Origin of the sequence: Streptomyces reniochalinae, from assembly GCF_003323735.1 — a bacterium.
GTDB classification, from domain to species: domain Bacteria; phylum Actinomycetota; class Actinomycetes; order Streptomycetales; family Streptomycetaceae; genus Streptomyces; species Streptomyces reniochalinae.
On the sequence record NZ_QOIM01000056.1, the window covers coordinates 26,855 to 48,532 of the forward strand.

At 71.1% G+C, this 21,678-nt stretch carries 18 protein-coding genes; 5 read left to right on the top strand and 13 right to left on the bottom strand.

Annotated elements, in window-relative coordinates; genetic code table 11:
• Window positions 1–178 precede the first annotated feature (178 nt).
• The 4 genes from DQ392_RS32705 to DQ392_RS32725 all read right to left on the bottom strand — a co-directional run bounded on the left by DQ392_RS32705 (window position 179) and on the right by DQ392_RS32725 (window position 3,894).
• Window positions 179–1,315 (bottom strand): sensor histidine kinase, encoded by a 1,137-nt coding sequence (locus tag DQ392_RS32705; RefSeq protein ID WP_114019343.1) that lies wholly within the window; start codon window positions 1,313–1,315, stop codon window positions 179–181.
• A gap of 188 nt (window positions 1,316–1,503) precedes the next feature.
• Window positions 1,504–2,298 (bottom strand): response regulator transcription factor, encoded by a 795-nt coding sequence (locus tag DQ392_RS32715; RefSeq protein WP_114019328.1) that lies wholly within the window; start codon window positions 2,296–2,298, stop codon window positions 1,504–1,506.
• Between the two features lie 69 nt (window positions 2,299–2,367).
• The gene (locus tag DQ392_RS32720) at window positions 2,368–3,081 is read right to left on the bottom strand and encodes a spermidine synthase family protein (RefSeq protein ID WP_114019329.1); all 714 of its coding nucleotides are present in this window, start codon (window positions 3,079–3,081) and stop codon (window positions 2,368–2,370) included.
• Between the two features lie 57 nt (window positions 3,082–3,138).
• Complete coding sequence (locus DQ392_RS32725; RefSeq protein ID WP_114019344.1) at window positions 3,139–3,894, bottom strand: class I SAM-dependent methyltransferase; 756 nt, start codon at window positions 3,892–3,894, stop codon at window positions 3,139–3,141.
• Window positions 3,895–4,098: 204 nt separating this feature from the next.
• On the opposite strand from DQ392_RS32725, the gene lon reads away from it, so the two are divergent.
• The gene (gene lon / locus DQ392_RS32730) at window positions 4,099–6,570 is read left to right on the top strand and encodes an endopeptidase La (protein ID WP_114019330.1); all 2,472 of its coding nucleotides are present in this window, start codon (window positions 4,099–4,101) and stop codon (window positions 6,568–6,570) included.
• Window positions 6,571–6,646: 76 nt separating this feature from the next.
• Here the strand turns inward: lon and DQ392_RS32735 are convergent, their stop codons facing one another.
• Complete coding sequence (locus DQ392_RS32735) at window positions 6,647–7,582, bottom strand: lysozyme (protein ID WP_181856670.1); 936 nt, start codon at window positions 7,580–7,582, stop codon at window positions 6,647–6,649.
• Window positions 7,583–7,820: 238 nt separating this feature from the next.
• Between DQ392_RS32735 and DQ392_RS32740 the strand changes: the two genes are divergently transcribed.
• Window positions 7,821–8,357 (top strand): MarR family winged helix-turn-helix transcriptional regulator, encoded by a 537-nt coding sequence (locus DQ392_RS32740; protein WP_245982270.1) that lies wholly within the window; start codon window positions 7,821–7,823, stop codon window positions 8,355–8,357.
• A 61-nt stretch (window positions 8,358–8,418) separates the two neighbouring features.
• On the opposite strand, the gene DQ392_RS34700 is transcribed toward DQ392_RS32740, so the two are convergent.
• Entirely contained in the window at window positions 8,419–9,057 is a 639-nt protein-coding gene (locus tag DQ392_RS34700) for a roadblock/LC7 domain-containing protein (protein ID WP_181856671.1), read from the bottom strand.
• Complete coding sequence (locus tag DQ392_RS32755) at window positions 9,054–12,401, bottom strand: sensor histidine kinase (protein WP_147266617.1); 3,348 nt, start codon at window positions 12,399–12,401, stop codon at window positions 9,054–9,056. The genes DQ392_RS34700 and DQ392_RS32755 overlap by 4 nt, the downstream gene beginning before the upstream one ends.
• Window positions 12,402–12,703: 302 nt before the next feature.
• On the opposite strand from DQ392_RS32755, the gene DQ392_RS32760 reads away from it, so the two are divergent.
• Window positions 12,704–13,531 (top strand): protein phosphatase 2C domain-containing protein, encoded by an 828-nt coding sequence (locus DQ392_RS32760; protein ID WP_114019332.1) that lies wholly within the window; start codon window positions 12,704–12,706, stop codon window positions 13,529–13,531.
• Window positions 13,532–13,578: 47 nt separating this feature from the next.
• Here DQ392_RS32760 and DQ392_RS32765 read toward each other — a convergent pair whose 3' ends face one another.
• From DQ392_RS32765 to DQ392_RS32790, 6 genes are all read right to left on the bottom strand, one after another.
• Window positions 13,579–14,700: a C40 family peptidase gene (locus DQ392_RS32765; RefSeq protein ID WP_114019333.1), complete on the bottom strand. Its 1,122-nt coding sequence runs from the start codon at window positions 14,698–14,700 to the stop codon at window positions 13,579–13,581.
• A 558-nt stretch (window positions 14,701–15,258) separates the two neighbouring features.
• Window positions 15,259–16,161 carry a serine/threonine-protein kinase gene (locus DQ392_RS32770; protein ID WP_114019334.1) on the bottom strand — a complete coding sequence of 301 codons (903 nt, stop codon included), beginning with the start codon at window positions 16,159–16,161 and terminating at the stop codon, window positions 15,259–15,261.
• A 145-nt stretch (window positions 16,162–16,306) separates the two neighbouring features.
• The gene (locus DQ392_RS32775) at window positions 16,307–16,582 is read right to left on the bottom strand and encodes a hypothetical protein (protein WP_114019335.1); all 276 of its coding nucleotides are present in this window, start codon (window positions 16,580–16,582) and stop codon (window positions 16,307–16,309) included.
• A gap of 3 nt (window positions 16,583–16,585) precedes the next feature.
• Entirely contained in the window at window positions 16,586–17,134 is a 549-nt protein-coding gene (gene soxR / locus DQ392_RS32780) for a redox-sensitive transcriptional activator SoxR (protein ID WP_245982272.1), read from the bottom strand.
• A gap of 214 nt (window positions 17,135–17,348) precedes the next feature.
• On the bottom strand, window positions 17,349–18,086 hold the full coding sequence (locus tag DQ392_RS32785; protein WP_114019336.1) for a TetR/AcrR family transcriptional regulator: 738 nt from the start codon (window positions 18,084–18,086) through the stop codon (window positions 17,349–17,351).
• Between the two features lie 105 nt (window positions 18,087–18,191).
• Window positions 18,192–19,139 (bottom strand): AurF N-oxygenase family protein, encoded by a 948-nt coding sequence (locus tag DQ392_RS32790; RefSeq protein ID WP_114019337.1) that lies wholly within the window; start codon window positions 19,137–19,139, stop codon window positions 18,192–18,194.
• 216 nt (window positions 19,140–19,355) lie between these two features.
• On the opposite strand from DQ392_RS32790, the gene DQ392_RS32795 reads away from it, so the two are divergent.
• Both DQ392_RS32795 and dnaK read left to right on the top strand, forming a co-directional pair.
• Window positions 19,356–20,465, top strand: coding sequence for a ferritin-like domain-containing protein (locus DQ392_RS32795; RefSeq protein ID WP_425470681.1), 1,110 nt, complete (start codon window positions 19,356–19,358; stop codon window positions 20,463–20,465).
• A 66-nt stretch (window positions 20,466–20,531) separates the two neighbouring features.
• Window positions 20,532–21,678 (top strand): molecular chaperone DnaK (gene dnaK / locus DQ392_RS32800; protein ID WP_114019339.1); only part of this gene is annotated, 1,147 nt, incomplete at its 3' end.

Sequence of the window (21,678 nt, forward strand, 5' to 3'; positions counted from 1 at the left end):
AAAGGCTACGCCTCTCCTGGCGAGAGGCGTAGTCCGGGCGGCCCCTTGGTCACGTACGTCACATTAAGCAGCCGGTTTCGGGCCAGGACTTGGCGGGAATCACTCACGGTTTTACCTCGCGGACGGAACCGGTCACCCCACCCGCCGCGTCCCCGGGCCCTCTGACCGCGGGAAAACGTCAACCCGGCTGCCCGTTCTTCCCCGGAAGAGTGAGCTGGATCCGGCAGCCGCGGGGCGATTCGGCCACCCGGATCGACCCCCCGTGCAACTCCACCGCCCAGCGCGCGATGGCCAGCCCCAGCCCCGTGCCGCCGCCCGGGCTGATGCCCTGGGCACCCCTGGTGGACTCGGTGCTGTGCGTGCCGTTGAACCGGTCGAAGACCCGCTGCCGCTCGGACTCGGGTATACCCGGCCCCTCGTCCAGCACCTCCACTTCCAGGCTGTCGGCCGACCCGCCCGCCGCCGCGTCGCCCGGTCTGGCCCGTACCGTCACCCGTCCGTGCTGCGGGCTGTGCTTGACGGCGTTGTCGATCAGATTCGCCACCACCTGATGCAGCCGTTCGGGGTCGGCGTAAGCCGTCAGCTCGGGCGGCGAGACGTCCAGATGCAGGTGGACATCCTTACGGGAGTGCCCCGAGCCCTTGCTCATGTTGGCCTCCTTCAGCACGCCCGCCAGGTACGGCCACACCTCGAAACGCCGCGAGTGCAACGGGACGACTCCGCTGTCCAGCCGGGAGAGGTCCAGCAGGTGCGCCACCAGCCGGCCCAGCCGCTCGGTCTGCGACAGGGCGGTGCGCATCGTCTCCGGATCGGCTTCCGAGACGCCGTCCACGACGTTCTCCAGGACCGCCCGCAGCGCGGCGATCGGGGTGCGCAGCTCGTGCGACACGTTCGCGACCAGCTCCTTGCGGTGCTGGTCGACGGCCTCCAGGTCGGCCGCCATCCGGTTGAAGTTCTCGGCCAGTTCTCCGAACTCGTCCCGCCTCCCGCCGCGCACCCGGCGGGAGTAGTCGCCGTCCGCCATCGCCTTGGCAGCGTCCGTCATCTCGTCCAGCGGCGCCGTCACCGACTGCGCCACGAACTGGGTGATCAGCAGCGACGCCACGATCGAGATGATGGTGATGACCCGCAGCTCGGTCGCCGACTGCACCGCGAAGAGCGCCAGCAGTGTGGTGATCACCACGGAGACGATCACCAGCGCGCCCAGCGCCGCCTTCACCGACCTGTACGGGTCCAGCGGGCGCAGCCCCTCCCACAGCCGCTCCCACCAGTGGGAACCGAGGCGGGCCGCCGCCGAGCGCTTCCAGCGGCCCAGGGAGCGGGCCAGCAGCGTCGGCGGACCGGGAGGGCCGGAGCCGGACGGGCCGGGCGAGCTGGACGGGCCCGACGGGGCTGATGGACCCGGTGAGCCGGAGGGGCCCGGTGGGCCGGAGGGGCCGTGGGAGCCGGAAGGCTCGGAGGGGCTGGACACCGAAGCGAACACGCGCGTCGTCCCGCCGCCCGTCAGGAGCTCTCCGCCGCGGCACCCGTCACCGGCGCGGGCGCACCGTCGGGGCCGGGGGTCTCCAGCGCGTACCCCACCCCGTGCACCGTACGGATGCGCTCGGCACCGATCTTGCGCCGCAGGGCCTTGATGTGGCTGTCCACGGTGCGGGTACCGGACGCGTCGGCCCAGTCCCACACCTCGGCCAGCAGCTGCTCGCGGGAGAGCACGGCGCGCGGGGAGTGCGCCAGGCACACCAGCAGGTCGAACTCGGTCGGCGTCAGGTGCACGTCCTCGCCGCCGACGCGGACCCGCCGCTGGGCATGGTCGATCTCCAGTTCGCCGAGCCTGAGTATGCCGTTGCGCGGCGTGCTCGCCGCCTGCGTCGCCCGCTCGACCCTGCGCAGCAGCACATGCACCCGCGCCGCGACCTCGCGCATCGAGAACGGCTTGGTCATATAGTCGTCGGCGCCCACGCCGAGACCCACCAGCATGTCCGTCTCGTCGTCCCGCGCGGTCAGCATCAGCACCGGAACCGGGCGCTGCGCCTGCACGCGGCGGCAGACCTCCAGGCCGTCGAAGCCGGGCAGCATCACGTCCAGCACCAGCAGGTCGGGCTGCCACGCCTCGGCGGTGTCGACCGCGGCGGGCCCGTCACCGGCCGTCTGCACCTGGAAGCCCTCCGCGCGCAGCCGCCGCGCTATCGCGTCGACGATGGTCGGATCGTCCTCCACGACGAGAATGCGTCGCTGAGCACCGGGGGTGGTCGCGGCGACGGCTCCGCCAGCTGTCTGAGTGGTGTTCTTCTGGTCCATACGACCCCGCCCCTGTGGCTCTTCCGGCTTTCTTGGAACAGCAGCGTAAGGGCCTGCTACACCGCTCGGCTACGCCGGTCGGGCTGCGAAGTGGACCACGTCGGGGACGCCTCGGACGACCGGGATCTCATCCGTCCGAACACGACAGAACCCCGCATTCGCGAGTGATCGTTCGAATGCGGACGAGGGTTGTGCCGACCAGACGGCGAGAACGCCGCCCGGAATGAGCGCCTCCCGGCAGGCCGCCAGGCCGGTAGGGGAGTAGAGGGAGGAGTTGTCGTCGGTGACGGTCCACTCGGGTCCGTTGTCGATGTCCAGACACAGCGCGTCGAAACGCCCGCCGTCGGCCGCCGCCTCGCGCACGTACGCCACCAGGTCGGCCTCCACCAGCGCGGTGCGCGGATCGGCCAGGGCGTCGGCGGAGAGCCTGGAGAGCGGTCCTGTGCGGTGCCAGTCGAGGATCGCCGGCTCGCGCTCCACCACGGTGATACCGCCCCAGCGGGGCTCCGCTGCCGCCTCCGCGAGCGAGAAACCGACCCCGAGTCCGCCGATCAGGAGCCGCGGGTCCTCGCGGGTGTCCAGCTCCTCCAGCGCCGCGCGCACCAGCAGCCGCTCGGACCGGCCGTCGGAGGTGTCCATCAGGAAACAGCCGTTGGCGATGATCTCGTAGCGCGCCCCGCGCTGCCGCAGGACGACCTCTCCCCACGGGCCCTCGCGCCGCTCGAGAGTGACGGGGTCATCGGTGGCCGGGGAGCTCGTGAAGGGGGCGGCGGAATGCGACATGGGGGCAGCGTAGGCCGGAATCCCCGGTGACCCGCCGAGGTCCGGTTACGGCAGAGGTCAGTCGGCCGGTGTCAGGAGTGGGTCGTTATGGGGGCGGGAGGCCACGAAGACGCATTCCTTGCCAGGCCGGTCGGGCGCATCGCGCACGTGCTCCACTCTGAATCCGTGCGTGGCCAGGTCCTGCTCGACCTCGTGCCGCTCACGGAACCTGAGCGTCGATTCCGAGGTGAGCACCTGCCCGTCCGCGGCGAATGCGTAGTGCGAGCGGAAGCGGACGAGTGGCCCGTCCACCTCCAGCAACTCCACCCAGGTCTCCACCGCGCCGATGCCGGGCAGCTCGGTCACCTGATGGGACGCCTCACGGTTCCAGGTCTCCCAAGCGCGTTGCGCCGGGTCCCGTGTCTCGAACACCAGGTACCCGCCCGGCCGCAGGGCTTCGTAGGCGCCGTGCAAGGTGACTCGCCATGCCTCGGGATCGGTGATCTCCTGCGCGACGTTCGCGGTCATGGTCGCGAGGTCGACGTGGAGCGCAGGGAGGGCGCTCGCGTCTCCGCAGATCCACTGCACGCGTGCGCTTCCCGGCTTGGATATGGCCACCTCGATGGATGCCCGGGCGGGGTCGAGGCCGACGACGGTGATGCCGCGGTCTGCCAGGAGAAGGGCGAAGGCGCCTGTGCCGCAGCCGATGTCCAGGACGCGTTGTGCTTTGAGCTCGTGCACGAGGGCGAGGTAGGCGCGCAGGTCGCTGCGCTCTCGGGTGAGCGGGTCGTAGAGCCTGGCCAGCCGTGGGTGCCGGAAAGCCTCGTCAGCCATGTGGCGAAGATAGGCGGCCACTGCTGCCTCTGGCAGGTCATTTCCGCCGGGTCCGGACGGAGAGTCGCGCCGCGAGGCAAAGAGGTCAGCACCGAAGGACAGTGATCGCTGAGAGCGAACGGCTCCTCGGGGGGCTGGGGGAACATCTGAGGCAGCAAAAGCATTGAGTGGGTATTACTCAACTTGCCTGCCTAGGGAGAGATCATGGCTGCTGAGTCCACCGAGTCCCAGTCCACACCGCTCGCCCTGCCCGTGCTGCCGATCGACGCCGAGGACGGCGTCGTACTGCCGGGAATGGTGGTGCCGCTGGAGCTCTCGGACAGCGATGTGCGGGCGGCCGTCGACGCCGCGAAGTCGGCGGCGTCCACGGCGTCCGCTTCCGAGAGCGCGTCGGCCGGGTCCGAGGGCGCGGCCCCGGACAAGCCGCGCGTGCTGCTCGTCCCGCGGGTCGAGGGCACGTACACCGGCATCGGCGTCGAAGGGCGCGTGGAGCAGACCGGACGCCTCGCCGACGGCGACCCCGGCGCCCTCATCCGCGCCCTGCGCCGCGTCCGGGTGGGGACGGGCACGAGCGGCCCCGGCGCCGCCCTGTGGGTGCAGGGAACGCCCGTCGCCGAACCGGTGCCGGACCCCCTGCCGGGACAGGTCGTCGAACAGATGAAGGAGTACAAGGCCCTCATCACCGACTGGCTGCGCAAGCGCGGTGCCTGGCAGGTCGTGGACCGGGTGCAGCAGATCGACGACGTGGGCCAGCTCGCCGACAACGCCGGCTACTCCCCGTTCCTGACCACCGAGCAGAAGCTGAAGCTGCTCGAGACCACCGACCCCGTCGAACGGCTGCGGCTCGCCACCGCCGCACTCCGCGACCACCTGGCCGAACAGGACGTGGCCGAGTCCATCGCCAAGGACGTCCAGGAGGGCGTCGAGGCGCAGCAGCGGGAGTTCCTCCTCCGCCGCCAGCTGGAAGCCGTCCGCAAGGAGCTGGCCGAACTCAACGGTGACCCGGAGGACGAGGGTGAGGACTACCGTGCCCGCGTCGAGGCCGCCGACCTGCCCGAGGAGGTCAGGAAGGCCGCCCTCACGGAGGTCGACAAGCTGGAGCGCTCCAGCGACCAGTCGCCCGAGGGGAGCTGGATCCGCACCTGGCTGGACACGGTCCTGGAGATGCCGTGGAACGTCCGCACCGAGGACGCCTACGACATCACCGGCGCCCAGGCCGTCCTCGACGCCGACCACGCCGGGCTGCAAGACGTGAAGGAACGCATCACCGAGTACCTCGCCGTACGCAAGCGGCGCACCGAGCGCGGCCTCGGCGTCGTCGGCGGGCGGCGCGGGGGAGCGGTGCTGGCGCTGACAGGCCCGCCCGGTGTCGGCAAGACCTCGCTGGGCCAATCCGTGGCGCGCGCGATGGGACGGAAGTTCGTCCGCGTGGCGCTGGGCGGCGTCCGCGACGAGGCCGAGGTGCGCGGCCACCGCCGCACGTACGTCGGCGCCCAGCCGGGACGCGTCGTCCGCGCCATCAAGGAGGCGGGGTCGATGAACCCGGTCGTCCTGCTGGACGAGGTCGACAAGGTCGGCTCCGACTTCCGCGGCGACCCGGCGGCGGCGCTGCTGGAGGTGCTCGACCCGGCACAGAACCACACCTTCCGCGACCACTACCTGGAGGTCGAGCTCGACCTCTCGGACGTCGTCTTCCTGGCGACGGCCAACGTGCTGGAAGCCATCCCGCAGCCCCTGCTCGACCGCATGGAGGTCGTCGAGCTCGACGGCTACACCGAGGATGAGAAGGTCACCATCGCCCGCGACCACCTGCTGCCCCGGCAACTGGAGCGCGCCGGACTCGCCGAGGGCGAGGTCACGCTGGAGGAGCCGGCGCTGCGCAAGCTGGCCGCCGAGTACACCCGCGAGGCGGGCGTGCGCTCCCTGGAACGGGCCGTCCAGCGGGTGCTGCGCAAGGTCGCGGCCAAGCAGCAGCTGGGCCGGGCCGAGCTGCCGTACACCGTCGGCGTGGACGAGCTGCGTACGCTCATCGGCCGGCCCCGGCACACGCCCGAGGCCGCCCAGGACCCGGCCGAGCGTCGCACCGCCGTCCCCGGCGTCGCGACCGGTCTGGCCGTCACCGGCTCAGGTGGTGACGTGCTCTTCGTCGAGGCGTCCCTGGCCGACCCCGAGACGGGCGCCTCCGGGCTGACCCTGACCGGACAGCTGGGCGACGTGATGAAGGAGTCCGCGCACATCGCCCTCTCCTACCTGCGCTCGCGCGGCGCGGAGCTGGAGCTGCCCGTCGGCGACCTCAAGGAACGCGGCATCCACCTGCACGTGCCCGCCGGCGCCGTGCCCAAGGACGGACCCAGCGCGGGCGTCACCATGACGACGGCCCTGGCCTCGCTGCTGAGCGGACGCCAGGTACGGCCCGAGGTCGCCATGACGGGAGAGGTCTCGCTGACGGGCCGGGTGCTGCCCATCGGCGGCGTCAAGCAGAAGCTCCTGGCGGCCCACCGCGCCGGGGTGACCACCGTGATCATCCCCAAGCGGAACGAGCCCGACCTGGACGACGTGCCCGAGGAGGTGCTCGACGGCCTCGACGTCCACCCCGTCTCCGACGTCCGCCAGGTTCTGGAGCTGGCCCTGACGCCCGCACAGAGCCCCGCCCGGCAGACCCCGGTCGCGGCGTGACGGACGCGACCGGCACAAGAGTGGCCCCCGCCTCCGGGCGGGGGCCACACGCCCCCAGCCGGGGGAGGTGCGGTCGTCAGCCGTTGTTGGCCAACACCTTCAACCGGTCCATCGACCCATTGAAGTAGTCGTGATCGCCAACGGTCGGGCCGCTGGAGGTGTACTGCCAGAAGGTGTAGAAGCCCCAGCCGGCCGGGAGGGTGCCGGGGGAGGAGGCGTAGCGGGCGACCCACAGGGGGTTGGAGTTGCCGAAGGCGCTGCTGTTGCCGGTGCACTGCGTCCACCAGTTGGTGGTCGTGTAGATGACCGCGTCCCGCCCGGTGCGCGCCTTGTACGTGCTGGTGAAGTCCTTGATCCAGTTCACCATCGCGCTGTTGCTCAGGCCGTAGCAGGTCGCGCCGTACGGGTTGTACTCGATGTCGAGCACGCCGGGCAGCGTCTTGCCGTCCTTGCTCCAGCCGCCGCCGTTGCCGGCGAAGTAGTTGGCCTGGGTGGCGCCGCTGGAGGTGTTGGGCGTCGCGAAGTGGTAGGCCCCGCGGATCATGCCCACGTTGTAGGAACCGTTGTACTGCTGCGTGAAGTACGGGTTCTTGTAGTTGGTGGACTCGGTGGCCTTGACGTAGGCGAAGCGGACACCGCTGTTCCACAGCGTCGACCACGCGACGTTGCCCTGGTGGCTGCTGACGTCGACGCCGTGGACCGTCGCGGCCAGACCCGCACGCGCCCTGTCCGGCGGAGTGCCGTCGGTGTTGTCCGACTCGTGCATCCGCACACCGGCGCCCATCCAGGCGTCACCGCGCTCGGCGGGTGCCTTGGGGTTGCCGCGCAGTCCTTCCACGTCCGTGGCGGCCTGGTGGGACCTGGCCGCCTTCGTGTCTGCTTCCCCGTCGCCGGGGGCCGCCGACGCCGCGCCCGGAAGAGCCAAGACGAGCGCGAGCAGGGAGACGAACATCCCGATGACAGCCGCGAGTCCGCGTCTGTGACGGGCCGTACCGGATCTGAAGCTGGGCATCTCTGCCTCCGGAGCCTCGGTGGTGGGGGTCTGGTACGTGCGTAGTATTTACCGATGTGGGGGGTTTTGCGCTGCGACGCGCGGAGTGACAGTCGCTCCACTGGAATGGGCATGTCATATGTGAAGGTACGCGCGTAGACCGACCGGGCGGAAGACGCCCCACCGTCCGCCGTTGGTCTAATCCTGCGAAATACTGGCGGAGCTGGGACTATCGCGCTCGCTGGAGATAAGTTTCTTCATGGAAAACGCCGGAGACACCGCACCCGCCGCTGGCACGCCCCAAAACACCCCCGCGGACGCCACGCCCGCTACGGCCCCCGCGGACCCCGCCGAACTGTTCGGCCCGGAATGCCTCGACGTGGAACGCGAATTGGCGGTCTTCCTGCGGCGCGCCCGCGCCTCCTCGGGGGAGATGGCACGCCAGGTGCACCCCGACCTGGAACCCGCCGCATACGGTCTCCTCGTCCGCCTCGAGGACGCCGGCGAGCAGCGGGCGACGGAACTGGCCGGCTACTTCGGAGTCGGCAAGGCGACGATAAGCCGCCAACTGCACGCGCTGGAGGCCCTCGGCCTCGTCGAGCGCCGGCCCGACCCGAAGGACCGCCGAGCCTCGCTGGTACTCCTCACCGAGGAGGGGCGCAGGCGGTTCACCCAGGTGCGGGACGCGCGCCGGCTCTCCTACGCCCGCAAGCTCGCCGCCTGGGACCGTGACGAGATCGCCGAGCTGGCCCGCCTCCTCCACCGCCTGAACTCCCTGGCGGACCAGGAGGAGTGAGCAGCCCCCGTGAGCAGCCCCCACCGGTCTCCCGGAGAGGCTGTCCGCTCACACGGACGAGCTACCAGCGCGCGCTCATCGCCCCACGCAGCTCACTGCGCAGCTCAGGCGTCAGCACGTGCCCCGCACGGCCGACGAAGAGCCCCATCTGGTAGCCGACCGCACCCATGTCGCAGTCCGCCACCGCGTGCACCCCGAGCAGCGACCCGTCCCCGATCGCCATCACCATCAGGGCGCCCTCGTCCATGGCCACCATGGTCTGCCGCACGGCACCACCGTCCGTCAGCCTCGACGCCGCCGTCGTCAGCGAGGCGACCCCGGACACGATGGTCGCCAGGTCGCCGCTGGAGCCCCGGGGTCCGCGGCGCCGGCCTGCCTCACCCCGCCGCCGCATCGGCGGGACACGGGGCTCGTCGGACGAGTCGCCGCCCTGCCGCGCCTCCGCTCCCACGCCCACCCCGTCCGCGCTCTCCTTCTCCGCGCCACTGTCCGCGTCCTCCTCCGTGGAGGGGGCCGCGCCCCGACCCAACCGTCCGTGCTCGGGGCCCAGCGCGGGATCCGAGGCGAGCAGCAGCAGCCCGTCGGACGAGACGACCGCCACGGACCGGATGCCCGGTACCTCGGCGACCAGGCCGTCCAGCAGCCAGCGCAGGTTTCGTGCCTCCGCGCTGCCGGACGTACGCGTGGTGGGCACACTCACTTGCGGGCCTCCTCGGCGGTACCTCCGTCAGCCTGCGGCCGCGCCGGCTCCGTCACCGCGCTGCCGACGGGACGCTCGTGCCCGTCCCCCCTGCGCTCTCGGTCATCCTCCGGCCCCCCGCTGCGCGCCGTGTTGCCGGCGTCCTCCGCGGCGACGCGGGCGGCAGCTTCGCGCAGACCCTTGCGAGCACCCTGCTGGAACCCGTCGAGCCTGCGCCGCAGCTGCTCGGGGTCGGTGCCCCCCGAACGCCGGCGCGGGACTGTCGCCTCCTCCGCCGCGTCCTCTGCTGTCGCACCACGGACCCGCTTGGGCAGCCCTGTGTGCGTGACGGACCCGTCCGATTCCGCCGCGTCGGCGGGGGCGCCAGCAAAGTCGGCGAGAGCGCCGGCACCCGCGCTCGTCGGCAGGCTCTGCTCCGGTACACCCGCGGGGGACACCTCCACAGAGGCCACCGCGGGAGGTCCGGGCACACCTGCGCTCCGGTCCCCGTCGTTGTCCTCGCTCTGTGTCCACCCGCCGGCTCGAACACCGTCGTCGTCCTGGGCGGACGGGGCCGTGTCCTCGGCCGGCGTCGGCGCCTGGTCGGCAGCCCTCGTGTGCTGGCCCTCGTCGGCGTCGCCCCCCTCGGCCGAGCGGCTGGTCCCGTCACCGCCGGCTGGCGCGTCGCTGCCACCCGCCTTTCCCTTCCCGGCGCCACCGTCGCCCGCGTCACCTTCACGGAGACCACCGTCTCCCGCCTCATGGTCACGGAGGCCGCCGTATGCGGCGTCGTGGTCACGGAGGCCACTGTCGGCAGGGTCGGCGGGGTCGCTGTCGGCGGAGTCGGTGAGGGCGGGCGTGCCGTCAGCGAAGTCGCCGTCGCCCTCGTTGTCACCGGTTGCGAGGTCGCCTGTCGTTTCGCCGGCCGGCGCGCTGCCACCGGTCACACTGGCGCCGTCGGGCGTCCCGGAGAGCAGGAGCCTGCTCGCCACCGTCACCTGTGCCGCCGTGCCGCCCTGCTCGAGGACGCTCAGCCGCACGCGTACCCCGTGTCTCGCGGCCAGTTTGGCGACGACGTGCAGCCCCAGGCCCCAGGCGGCGGAGGGCGCCCCCGCGTCCGCCGACCGGGGCGCCGACGCGGTCCCCGGCTCGGCCAGCCGCGCGTTCACCTGGGCGAGTACGGACTCCTCCATCCCGGTGCCCTCGTCCTCCACGGACACCAGTGCGTCACCGCCCTCGGTCGTCAGGGCGGTGAGCCGCACCTCGGATCCGGCGGGGGAGAAGGCAGCCGCGTTGTCGAGGAGTTCGGCGATCAGGTGGCTCAGATCGTCCGCCGCGACGCCCTCCACGTGGACGTCCTGCGGCACGTCGCCGAGGGCCACACGCTCGTACTGCGCTATCTCGCTGACAGCGGCACGCAGCACATCCAGCAGCGGTGCCGGCACCTGCTCCGCGGCGTCCTGACGCTCCGTGCGCCGGGAGTCCGCGAGAAGCAGCAGATTCTCGCTGTGCCGCCGCATACGGGTGGCCAGGTGGTCGAGCTTGAAGAGCGTGTCGAGCCGGTCCGGGTCGGCCTCCTTCTCCTCCAGCCCCTCGATGATGCCCAGCTGCCGCTCGACCAGGGTGAGACTGCGCGTCGCCAGGTCCGCGACCGCCTCCTGTTCAGTGGCCGACGAGACCGTGTCCGAGGGGGCAGTGTCCGAGGGGGTCGCTTGCGGCGGTACCGTGCCCGAGGAGACCCTGCCCGACGGGGCCGTTTGCGACGGGGCCGTCGCGGACGGAGCAGCCACGCCCCCGTACCCGGCGCCACCCGCACCGCTCAGGCCCCCGCCGTGCGCCACCGACGCGCCCGACCGGTCCCTGCTCTCTTCCAACTCGGCCCGGAGGCCGGCGAAGTCCTCGGCCAGCAACTGGTACTTCTCGGTCAGCTGGGCCTTCTCCACGGCCAGTTGATCCTGTTCGCGTTCGGCGCACGTCGAGCGGCGCCGCAGCTCCGCGGTGGTGGCCCGCAGCGCGTTGAGCGCACTGACGACATCGGCGAACTCGTCGTTTCGGCCGCGGAAGGTGATCGGCTCCTCGCCGACCGGATCCTTCGCCAGGCGCTCGGAGCCGCGCCTGAGTACGGAGAGCGGCCGCGTGAGCGAGCGCGCGGTCGCCACGCTCAGGGCGACGGCGAGCAGCAGGCAGAAGCCCACGAGCCCGGCCCGCAGCTGAAGCGCCGTCACGTCGTCGTCACGGAGGCCCTCCAACCGCTTGACTTCGGCCGCGGCGAACGCGGACTGCACACCACGCATGTGCGCGAGGCGCGCCGAGACGGAGGTGTCGAACCGTTCCGCGTTCACGGACCGCGCGCCGGCGGTGAGGTAGGGGCGCGCCGTGAGGGTGTTCAGGTAGCGCTCGGCCGTGGAGACGTCGGGGCCGTTGACGGTCGTGCTGTACCGCTCCCAGGCCTTCGTGCCGGCTGTCTCCTCGAAGTCGGCGAGCGCCGCCTTCTCCCGCAGTCGCGCCTGCCCGGCTTCGGTCATCACCTGGCGCTGGGTGCCCTGGCCCGCCAGCGCGGCCTCCAGCAGGCCCCGGGTGGCCGAGGCCTGGTCGACGGCGCGCGCGAGGTCGGGCAGCGCGACGGCCGTGCGGTCCTGTGCTCGCGCCGGCAGCCCCCCGGCCACGTCGCGAGCGAGGTGACGGAGCGTCTGGATGATGCGGGAGTAGTCCTCGTACGACTCCAGTGCCCCGTTCTTGCCCGTCATGGCCTGCTGTCGGACGGCCGGCAGCTTTTGGAGGGCCTCGGCGACCGCCGTGGGGGAGCCGGACAGCACCGCGTCGCCGGTGGGCGCGGACGAGGCGACTGAGCGGACCTCTCGTGCCTGCCGGTCCACCCGGGCACGCTGGGCCTCGCCTGCTCCCGTGTCCTTTCGGCTGCCACGCCCTGCGGCGACGCGTTCGACCATGCCGTCCCGCTCGTCCTCCAGGGAGTGGGAGAGGGCGATGGCCTGCTGGTTGAGCCGGGCGAGGTCCACGAGTTCCTGTGCGGCCGCAGTGTCGCTGGAACCGGCGACCAGGGTCGGTGCACCGGCGGCGACGACAGCGACGGCGCACACCGCGACCGACACCAGCAGCCGGTTGCGCACGCGAGCCCGCCGGCGGGGGGCGGCCGCCACATCCTGGGCCTCCGCGGGGGACGCTGACGCCGCGTCACCGTCGTCGGCCGGTGTGGCCTGGGGAACGCCCGCTGTCCGACGCTGCTTCTTCCGCACCCGCACTCGCAATCTCGTCCCGCCTCTCCCGGAAGGCCCGGGATGCCCCGACTCGACGACCGACCATTGCAGTGCGCTCTTGAGGCGGGTGAGGATCCCCTGCTGGGCCACCCGAAGGAGTGAACATCACTCCTCGGCGGCGGAACAACTCGGCCCGAGCCGGGCGTGGTCGGCGATTCGGACCCTGGTTGGAAATCCTTCCTGCCGCCTGGCAGGATGCCGGGCCCAGTTTTTCGGAAGGTCTCATTCCGGTCATCCCCGTGCGGGAATCCCTCGCGCGTCCCGACCGTGGGCCGGTACTCCCGTGGGGCCGCACCGCTCCCGCCACCCCTTTCCCCGCCACACCGGGAGAGAGGGTGCCGCCACGGTTGCCGGCCGCCGCTCCAAGATCCCCGATCCTGCACACTGCTGCCATGCGTATCGACATGGTCACCGAGCCGGGAGATCCCCAACGTCCCAATGAGGACTACGCGTCGGCCGCGGTGCCGGCGGCCGGCGCGGGTGGCGTGCTCGTGGTCCTGGACGGGGTCACCCCGCCCGAGGGGGACGACGGCTGCCGCCACGGCGTGCCCTGGTTCGTGGCCCGGTTGGGTGGTGCTCTCGTCGAACTGGCGGGCGCTCGCCGGGACATGACACTGTCCGGATGTCTTGCGGCCGCGTTGGCCCGCACAGCGGACACACACCGCGAAACGTGTGATCTTTCTCACCCCCGTACACCTCAGGCAACCGTGGTCGTGGCCCGGTGGGACCAGGAGCAGGTCGAACACCTGGTGCTCTCCGACTCCGCACTGCTCGTGGAGGCCGCCGACGGCACGGTCGAGCCCCTGCTCGACCGCCGCCTGACCGAACTGCCCGAGGCCGTGCGCGCGCTCCGTGACCGGGTCCGCCGTACCGGCGCGGAAGCGGACCGCGCGGCCTACGTGCGCGCAGTGGAAGGGCTGCGCAACGCTCCCGATGGCAGCGGGTTTTACACAGCCGCCGCAGACCCCGAGGTCGCTGCCCGGGCGGTGACCGGAACCCGGCCCCGCGCCGACGTCCGTGCTCTTCTGGCGCTCACGGACGGTGCCACACGCTGGACCGAGACCTTCCACCTCGGGGACTGGGCGGGCCTCTTCGCCCTCGTGCGCAAAGAAGGCTCCGGCGCTCTCGTCGGCCGGGTCCGCACCGCGGAGGCCGAGTCGGTCCCCGCGCGGGGCAAGCAGCACGACGACGCGACGGTCCTGCTGGCCGAACTGGACTGACGCGGCGGGCTTGGCCGACGCGACCCTCCCGTGGGCCGGCGGCCCGCTCATGTCCGGCGCTTGTCCGGTCGCACGGCGCCCAGCGGAGGGTCCGTGGCCAGGGGTGTCACCTGCACGTCGGCACCGGGACGAGGGGCCTGCACGACACGCCCGGCACCCGCGTACATGCCCACGTGGGTCGCCCCGCGGTGGTAGATGACCAGATCGCCAGGGCGCAGCTCGTCCAGTGGCACCCGGGGCAGCCGCCGCCACTGTTCCTGACTGGTGCGGGGGATCGTCCGGCCGGCATGCCGCCACGCCTGCGAGGTGAGCCCCGAGCAGTCGAAGGACTTCGGACCCTCGGCACCCCAGACGTACGGCTTGCCGACCTGGTCCATCGCCCAGTCAAGTGCCCTGCGCCCCTGGTCCGAGGAGTGCCGCACAGCGCCGCTCGGGTCGAGTGCGCCGGACGACACCAGCTGCTGCTGTGCCGCGTCCGTACGGTCACGCTCCAACGCGTGCAGCTGGGTGAGCTGATCCCCGGTGAGCGAGGAGAGCAGCTTCTCGACGCTCCGCAGCCGCTTGCGCACCTCGTCGCGCTGCTTCTTCTTACGCTCCGTCAACCCCTCCTGCCGTTTCACCGCGGCACCAGCCCGTTGCGCCGCGGCGGCGTGCCGCTGCCGGCCATCGGTCACCCTGCGTACCGTCTCCGCCTGCGTACCCGCCGCCCGCCGCAGGAAGTGGCCGTGCTCCAGCAACCGCTCCGGATCCGAACTCAACAACATCTCGACGGCGGGCGGCAGCCCGACGCTCTCACCCCGGTACTGCTGACGGGCCAGCTCGCCCGCGCGGGCCCTCTCCCGCTCCAGCGCCGTCCGGGCACGGGCCAGCCGTGACTGCGCCTTCCGGGATGACGCGCGCTGCTTCTTGAGCTTCTCGGCCGTCTGGTTGTAAGCCTCCGAGGCCTCTTCCGTCCGCTGGTACAGCACACTCAACTCGCCCAGCAGCTCGCCCACCGATTTCCGCCCAGCCCCCGGCGGACCCGGCTCGGGCCCGGGCGCCGGCGTGCCCGGCACCCTTACGCCTGCCTCCGGCACCGCTCCGAAGACCGGCGGGGCCACCAGCCCCAGGGCAACCAGCACCGGCACCACCACCGCCGATGAGGCCAGCGCCGACGCCAACGCCGACATCGGCGTCGCACCGCCGCGAGCCGCACCGCCGCGCCCAGTACCGTCGTGCCCAGTACTGACATGCGTCGTACCGTCGCGCTTGGCGGCCCGGTTCCTTCCGTGCCCGCGGACCACTCGCGTCCTTCGTGCCCTCAACAACACCGCGCACCTCGCTTCCGAGCGGCATTTCCCCGTTTCAGGCCGCTCCGCCGCGATCGTGGCACGGCTGGGGGCGTCGGCCATGGACGAGCTGAGCGGGAGAGCGGACGTCTCTCACCCGATCGGGATGACTCCGGGGTCCGGTGCGGATACGGCAGCCCGTGGCGAGGTGCCACGAAGAACGGCGGCAGGTGACTGTGGTCCGAGGACGGCAGGCGGCCCTTCGCGACGACTTCGTGCTGGTCCGACCCACCGCAGAGGAAAGCGGGGACAGCTGACGGGGCGCCACCCTCGCCCGGAACCGACGAAAACGCGCCTCCCTACCCCCGGTACCGCGTCCAGTCCAGTACGTGAATCACGGCCGTCTTCACTCGCACGGGTGACAGCAGGGGCTGAGCCGGAGCTGAGGCGGCCCCGGGCTCATCGGCGCCACGGCCCTCTGCCCACCAGCTTCCTTGCCTCGTCGGCGCGGCCGTGGATCTCGTGGAGGTAGGCGTCAGGAAGCCACTCCCTCGCCGGGCGGCCCGCAGCACCGGACAGGTCCAGCGCGCGGACCAGGGCTTCCGGATGGGGGCGGGACTCGGGGGTCTTGTGCAGGCAGGCGAGCAGCAGTGCACGGAGGGCGTCGGGTACTCCCGTCAGGTCCGGGCTCTCACGGACGGTGGGCAGCGCGTTCCCGGAGAACGGGTGCCGTGCGCTTGCCGCCAGGACCAGCACCGTGGCCAGTGAGAAGACGTCCTCGGCCCGCCGTGTCAGCGGTCCGGCCACGGCGCTTTCGCCGTGGCCGGCGCCGTCGGGGAACGCGGCGTGCGGTCCGAGGGCCGCGCCCTGGTCCACCACGCGGGGCCCGTCGAGGGTCAGCACCACGTTGCCGGCGTGGAGGTCGCCATGGGCTGTGCCCGCCGCGTGCAGCGCCGTCAGGGCGCGGGCGAGCCCGCCACCGAGGGCGCGGACGGACATCTCGGGCAGCGGTCCGTACGACGTCACCAGCGCCGACAGCGGCAGACCCGGAGCGAACGCGCCGGCGAGCCACGGCTGCTCACTGTCCAGCTCGCAGCCGAGCGCTTCGGCGACGAACGGACTGTCCACCGCGTCGGCCACCCGATTCGTCTCCTGCCGTAGCAGGGCCCGCAGCTGCCGGTCACGCAGGAGCCCGGGCCGCACCGCGCGTACCGCCGCGATCCGCCTGCGGCCTCCGCGCCGCGCGGCGCCTCTGCCGAGGTACACGGTGCCCGTCCGGCCGCTGCCCAGGACGCCGAACAGTCGAAAGGGGCCGAGCCGCTGCGGGCCGGTTTCGGGCAGCTGTGCGATTCCGTCGATCACGTCCAGCAGAAAACCCCGCCGTTCTCCGTCTGTCCAGGTCCGGCAGTGACAGGCCGGTGGCGGAAACAGGACGCCCCGTCGATGTTCCACGGGCAGGAGTGCACCCCGGGCGTCCTCCTCACCCGGCGCCCCCGCTGCGCCTCCCTCAGTCGGTGCGCCCCCGTCGCCACGGCAGCCGCGCCCACGGCCCTTTCTCGGGGGTGCCCTCAGGTTCGTAGACGTACGCCCAGCCGCGCGGCAGTCCGAGCCGGTTCACGGCGGCGGGTTCCAGCCGGTAGACGTGGACCGTCGTGGGGCCGCCGTCCGGAGCGGGGACGGGCACCTCGTAGTTGCGCGGCGGTCTGCCGGTGGGGCCGAGGGGAACCGCGAGTGTGCGGCCGTCCAGCGGTCCGCCGCGGAAGGCGGTCTGTTCACTACGCACGGATCAGACCGCCTCACCGGCGGCAGCACTGGGCTGACATCCGGAATCGCCTGCACACGCGGAAGCGCCGTCCGCCCGGGTCGGGCCGGGCCCGCACGGCTGAGCGAGTTGGCGGGCTCCCGGACCCTCGTCCCCGAGACGGTCGCGTGGGTTGACCAACGCGCAGGTGGTCATGGACAGGCAGCCGCAGCCGATGCAGTCGGTGAGGTGGTCGCGGAGTTGTTCCATGAGCGCGATCCGCTGGTTGAGGTCCTCGCGCCAGCACTCGGAGACGGCCGCCCAGTCGTCACGGGTCGGTGTGCGTCCCTCCGGGAGCAGTGCGAGGGCGTCACGGATGGCGGCGAGAGGGATGCCGAGCCGCTGGGATGCCCTGATGAAGGCGACTCGGCGGAGTGTGTCGCGACTGTAGCGCCGCTGGTTACCTGTGGTGCGGCGGCTGCGGATCAGCCCTTCGCGCTCGTAGAAGCGCAGTGCGGAGGTGGCTACGCCGGCCCGGTCCGCCAACTCTCCGACGGTGGCTTCCTTGGCCTTCCATGACAGGTGAGTCGCCATGGGACCAGCCTAGCCCGACCCTCAAGCATTCTTTAAGTCTGTGTGACGGGGAACCCCTGTGACGCCATGCACTGGCACACGAACCGCAGTCACACGACTCCGCGGACACAAAGCTGACGACCCAACGGTGGGAGGGGCGGCTCAACGGCGCGAGGGGCGACCCAAGCGACCCGACAGCGCGAAGGCAACGGCACAACAAGGGCGGTCACAGGGGTCACGGACCGAGCAGGTGCCCCGCGTCGGCGACCACAGGAAGCGCTCTGGTCACCAGATGGGCAACCCGTCCGTCACTCTTCTCCATGGCGAGCGCCCTCCGGGTCACGGCGGCGGTTGCCTCATCGGAGGCTGCGGTGGCCGTCAGTACGGCGATGAAGTGATCGACCAGCCAGTCGCGCAACTCGGACACAGGCGGCCGTTTGCCTTCGTCCAGCCAGATGAGGGAGGCGGCCTCGACGGCGGCTATCCAGGTGCGGACGGCCATCCGCAGCCGGGCCGAACCGGGCCCCGCTTCCGCTTGGAGATGCGTGAGGATCTGTTCGGCCGCGTCCCTGCGTACCTCGTCGACGATCGCGCTGGTGCGGGAGGTCTCCACCACGCTGCCGCCCTGGAGCAGGGCCATGAACCCCGCGTCGTGCTCGTCGACGAACGCCAGGTACCGGTCGAGCGCCCGGGCGAGCCGGGTGGTGAGTGGCCCAGCGGGTGGCTCGGCGAAGCACTGTTCCAGCCGGTTGGCCGCACTGCGCAACGCTGCCTCGTAGAGCTGTTGTTTGCCGCCGGGGAAGTAGCGGTAGACGAGTGGCCGCGAGACGCCGGCCGAGACCGCGACGTCATCCAAGGAGACGTCCTCCGGTGATTTGTGCGCGAACAGGCCGAGCGCGTGGTGGAGCAGTTGGCTGCGCCGCTCGTCCACACTGAGCCTGCGATACGCCGGGGCGGTGCCACTGCTGCTCATGCAGTGCAGCGTAACCGCCCCGGCACGCTCGGAGGTTCCCTGGTTCCGCGGTTCTCTTCCACTCTCTTCCACGAGAGCTTCACGCGTCCCTCACCGCGCAAAGTGTCACTTGGCCAGCAGCCCCGAGCTCACCCACAGCTTGCGGCCGGCGCCGCGCAGGACACCGATCTCGTCCAGGAAGTCGGTCAGCCGCTTGGCGCCGGTCTGCATGACCTCCCTGCGGTGGCCGCTGGCCTTCACCTGGGCGACCGCCTCCCGCTTGTCGAGTCCGACGTTCTCGTAGACCTGCGGGTTGACGAAGGAGATGGAGAAGACGCGCGCGGCCTCGCCGGAGCTGATCCGCGTCAGTTCGGCTTCCCAGCGGGGGCACGTGACCATCTGGCGGCGCAGTTCCTCGCGCGCGTAGCGCACGTGACGGGCTTCTTCGATGACGTGGATACGGGTCACGCCGCGCACGAGTTGCTGCACGCGCTCGTCCGGGAACGTCAGCCGCTGCATCCAGTCCAGGATCTCCTCGCCCAGCAGCGTCGCGGTGAACGACCCCGGCGTGGTGGAGATCGTCTTGAGGACGCGTGCCAGATTGTGGTGCAGCCGGGAGACGGGGTAGGCGGGTGCTCCGCCCTGCTTGATCATGCGCGCGAACATCATGGAGTGCCGGCACTCGTCCGCGATCTCCGTCAGGGCGTAGCGCACGTGGTTGCTGGTGAGCGGCTTGTCGTAGATGTGCCGCACCAGCAACTGCATCAGTATGACCTCGAACCAGATGCCCAGTGAGGCGAGCGAGGCGGCCTCGTGCCTGGCCAGGTCCTTGCGCTGTCCCTCCGACATGCGCCGCCACAGGGGCGTGTCGTAGAGGGAGACGAGCTCCGGCGGCCAGAACCACTTGTCGTCCTCGAACGGTGCGTCCCAGTCCAGTTCGGTGTCCGGGTCGAAGGAGTGCTTCCTGGAGGACTCGAGGAGGCGCTCGGCGACCTGCTCGCGGTCTTTGAGCAGTCCGAGGGCGTCCCTGAGCGCCTCGCGTTCCGTCGCGGCGATGTCAGGCGCTGTCGTCATGCTGGGGCACCTCTTCGTCGGGGTGTCACCGGCTCGCGAAGGGCTGCCTACTCGCGAGGGTTACCGGCGGTCACGTCTACTGTCGACTCTTATGAGACTGCTTGTCAGTAAGGACGTCAATCCCCCGCGCACCACTTGTTGACCGCGCGGTAACACGCGTGTGACTCTGCCAACAACCCATGCGTACCGGGCAGTCCGTGACCGAAGGAGATGTCCGTGTCCACACACGATCTCTATGTGCACGCAACCGACGCCCCTCTCTGGCAGGTCCCCGCTTCCGGCTCTGCCCGCTTTTCCTGGGAGTACGACGACGGACGGGACCGCCTTCTCGCCCTCTACCAGAAGGGCAAGGACAAGCAGTGGGACGGACAGCGCCGCATCGACTGGGAGCTGGAGGTCGACCCGTACGATCCGCTGGGCACCCCCGACGAGGCGATGACCCTTTACGGCACCCCCTACTGGGACAAGATGAACGAGGCGGAGCGCGGCGAGCTGCGCCGGCACTACGCCTCCTGGCAGTTCAGCCAGTTCCTCCACGGGGAGCAGGGCGCCATGGTGTGCGCGGCGCGGATCGTGGAGTCGGTACCCGACATGGACGCGAAGTTCTACTCCGCGACGCAGACCATGGACGAGGCCCGGCACGCGGAGATCTACGGCCGGTTCCTCCACGAGAAGGTCGGGATGCTCTACCCGATCAACGACAACCTCCAGTCCCTCCTCGGCGACACCCTGCGCGACTCCCGCTGGGACATGCCGTACCTGGGTATGCAGGTGCTGATCGAGGGCCTGGCGCTGGCCGCCTTCGGCATGATCCGCGACACCACCGACAAGCCGCTGCCCAAACAGATCCTCGCCTACGTCATGCAGGACGAGGCCCGGCACGTCGCCTTCGGCAGGATGGCGCTGCGCGACTACTACAAGCAGCTCACCGACGCCGAGCTGCGCGAGCGCGAGGAGTTCGTCATCGAGGGCTGCTACCTGATGCGCGACCGCCTCAAGGGCGCGGAGGTGCTGGAGAACTTCGGTATACCGCGCGCCGAGGCGGACGTCTTCAGTGAGCAGTCCGAGTACCTCCAGCTCTTCCGCAAGCTCCTCTTCAGCCGCATCGTGCCCTGCGTGCGCGACATCGGGCTGTGGGGCGAGCGCCTGCAACGCGCCTACCTCGACATGGGCGTCTTTGAGATGGGAAACCAGAACCTCGACCTGCTGATGGCCCAGGACGAGCAGCTCGCCGAGAAGCTGGACGCCGAACGGTTCGCCGCGGAGGAGGCCGAACGGACCGCAGAGGTGGCCGAAGCCATCGAGGAGGGCAAGACTCTTCCGTAGCCGGCCGGTGCCCCGCGGATGCGGGCCGGCAGGGGCCCGCACGGCAGCCGGCGAAGGAGGACGGTCATGGCACGCGCTGTCGGGATCGATCTCGGTACGACGAACTCGGTCGTCAGCGTCCTGGAGGGCGGCGAGCCCACCGTGGTCGCCAACGCCGAGGGAGCCAGAACGACACCCTCCGTGGTGGCGTTCGGCAAGGGCGGCGAGGTGCTGACGGGTGAGGTCGCCAAACGGCAGGCCGTCACCAACATCGAGCGCACCGTTCGCTCCGTCAAGCGTCACATCGGAGAGACGGACTGGCGCTTTCCGTCCTCCGGAACGCTCGACGGCAAGTCCTTCACCCCTCAGGAGATCTCCGCCCGTGTCTTGCAGAAGCTCAAAAGGGACGCGGGGAACTACCTGGGCCAGGAGGTGACGGACGCGGTCATCACCGTGCCGGCGTACTTCAACGACGCGGAGCGTCAGGCCACCAAGGAGGCCGGTGAGATCGCCGGTCTGGACGTGCTGCGGATCGTCAACGAGCCGACCGCCGCCGCCCTCGCCTACGGGCTCGACAAGGAGGAGGAGCACACGGTCCTCGTCTTCGACCTCGGTGGCGGTACGTTCGACGTCTCCCTGCTGGAGATCGGGGAAGGCGTCCTGGAGGTCAAGGCGACCGCGGGCGACACCGCTCTGGGCGGTGACGACTGGGACCAGCGTCTCGTCGACCACCTGGTCAAGAAGTTCAAGGACGAGCACGGCATCGACCTGTCCAAGGACAAGATGGCTGTGCAGCGGCTGCGGGAGGCCGCGGAGCGGGCGAAGATCGAGCTGTCCTCGTCCACCGAGACCACGATCAACCTGCCGTACATCACGGCGACCGCCGAAGGGCCGCTGCACCTGGAAGAGAAGCTGACGCGTACGCGGTTCCAGCAGCTGACCGAGGATCTGCTGGAGCGTTGCAGGGGCCCCTTCCACCAGGCGGTGGAGGACGCGGGCATCCAGCTGTCCGATGTCGAGCACGTCATCCTGGTCGGCGGCTCGACCCGGATGCCGGCCGTCGCGGAGCTGGTCAAGGAGCTGACCGGCCGCGAACCGCACAAGGGTGTGAATCCGGACGAGGTCGTGGCCATCGGTGCCAGCCTCCAGGCGGGTGTGCTCAAGGGTGAGGTCAAGGACGTCCTGCTGCTGGACGTGACGCCGCTGTCGCTCGGTATCGAGACCAAGGGCGGCA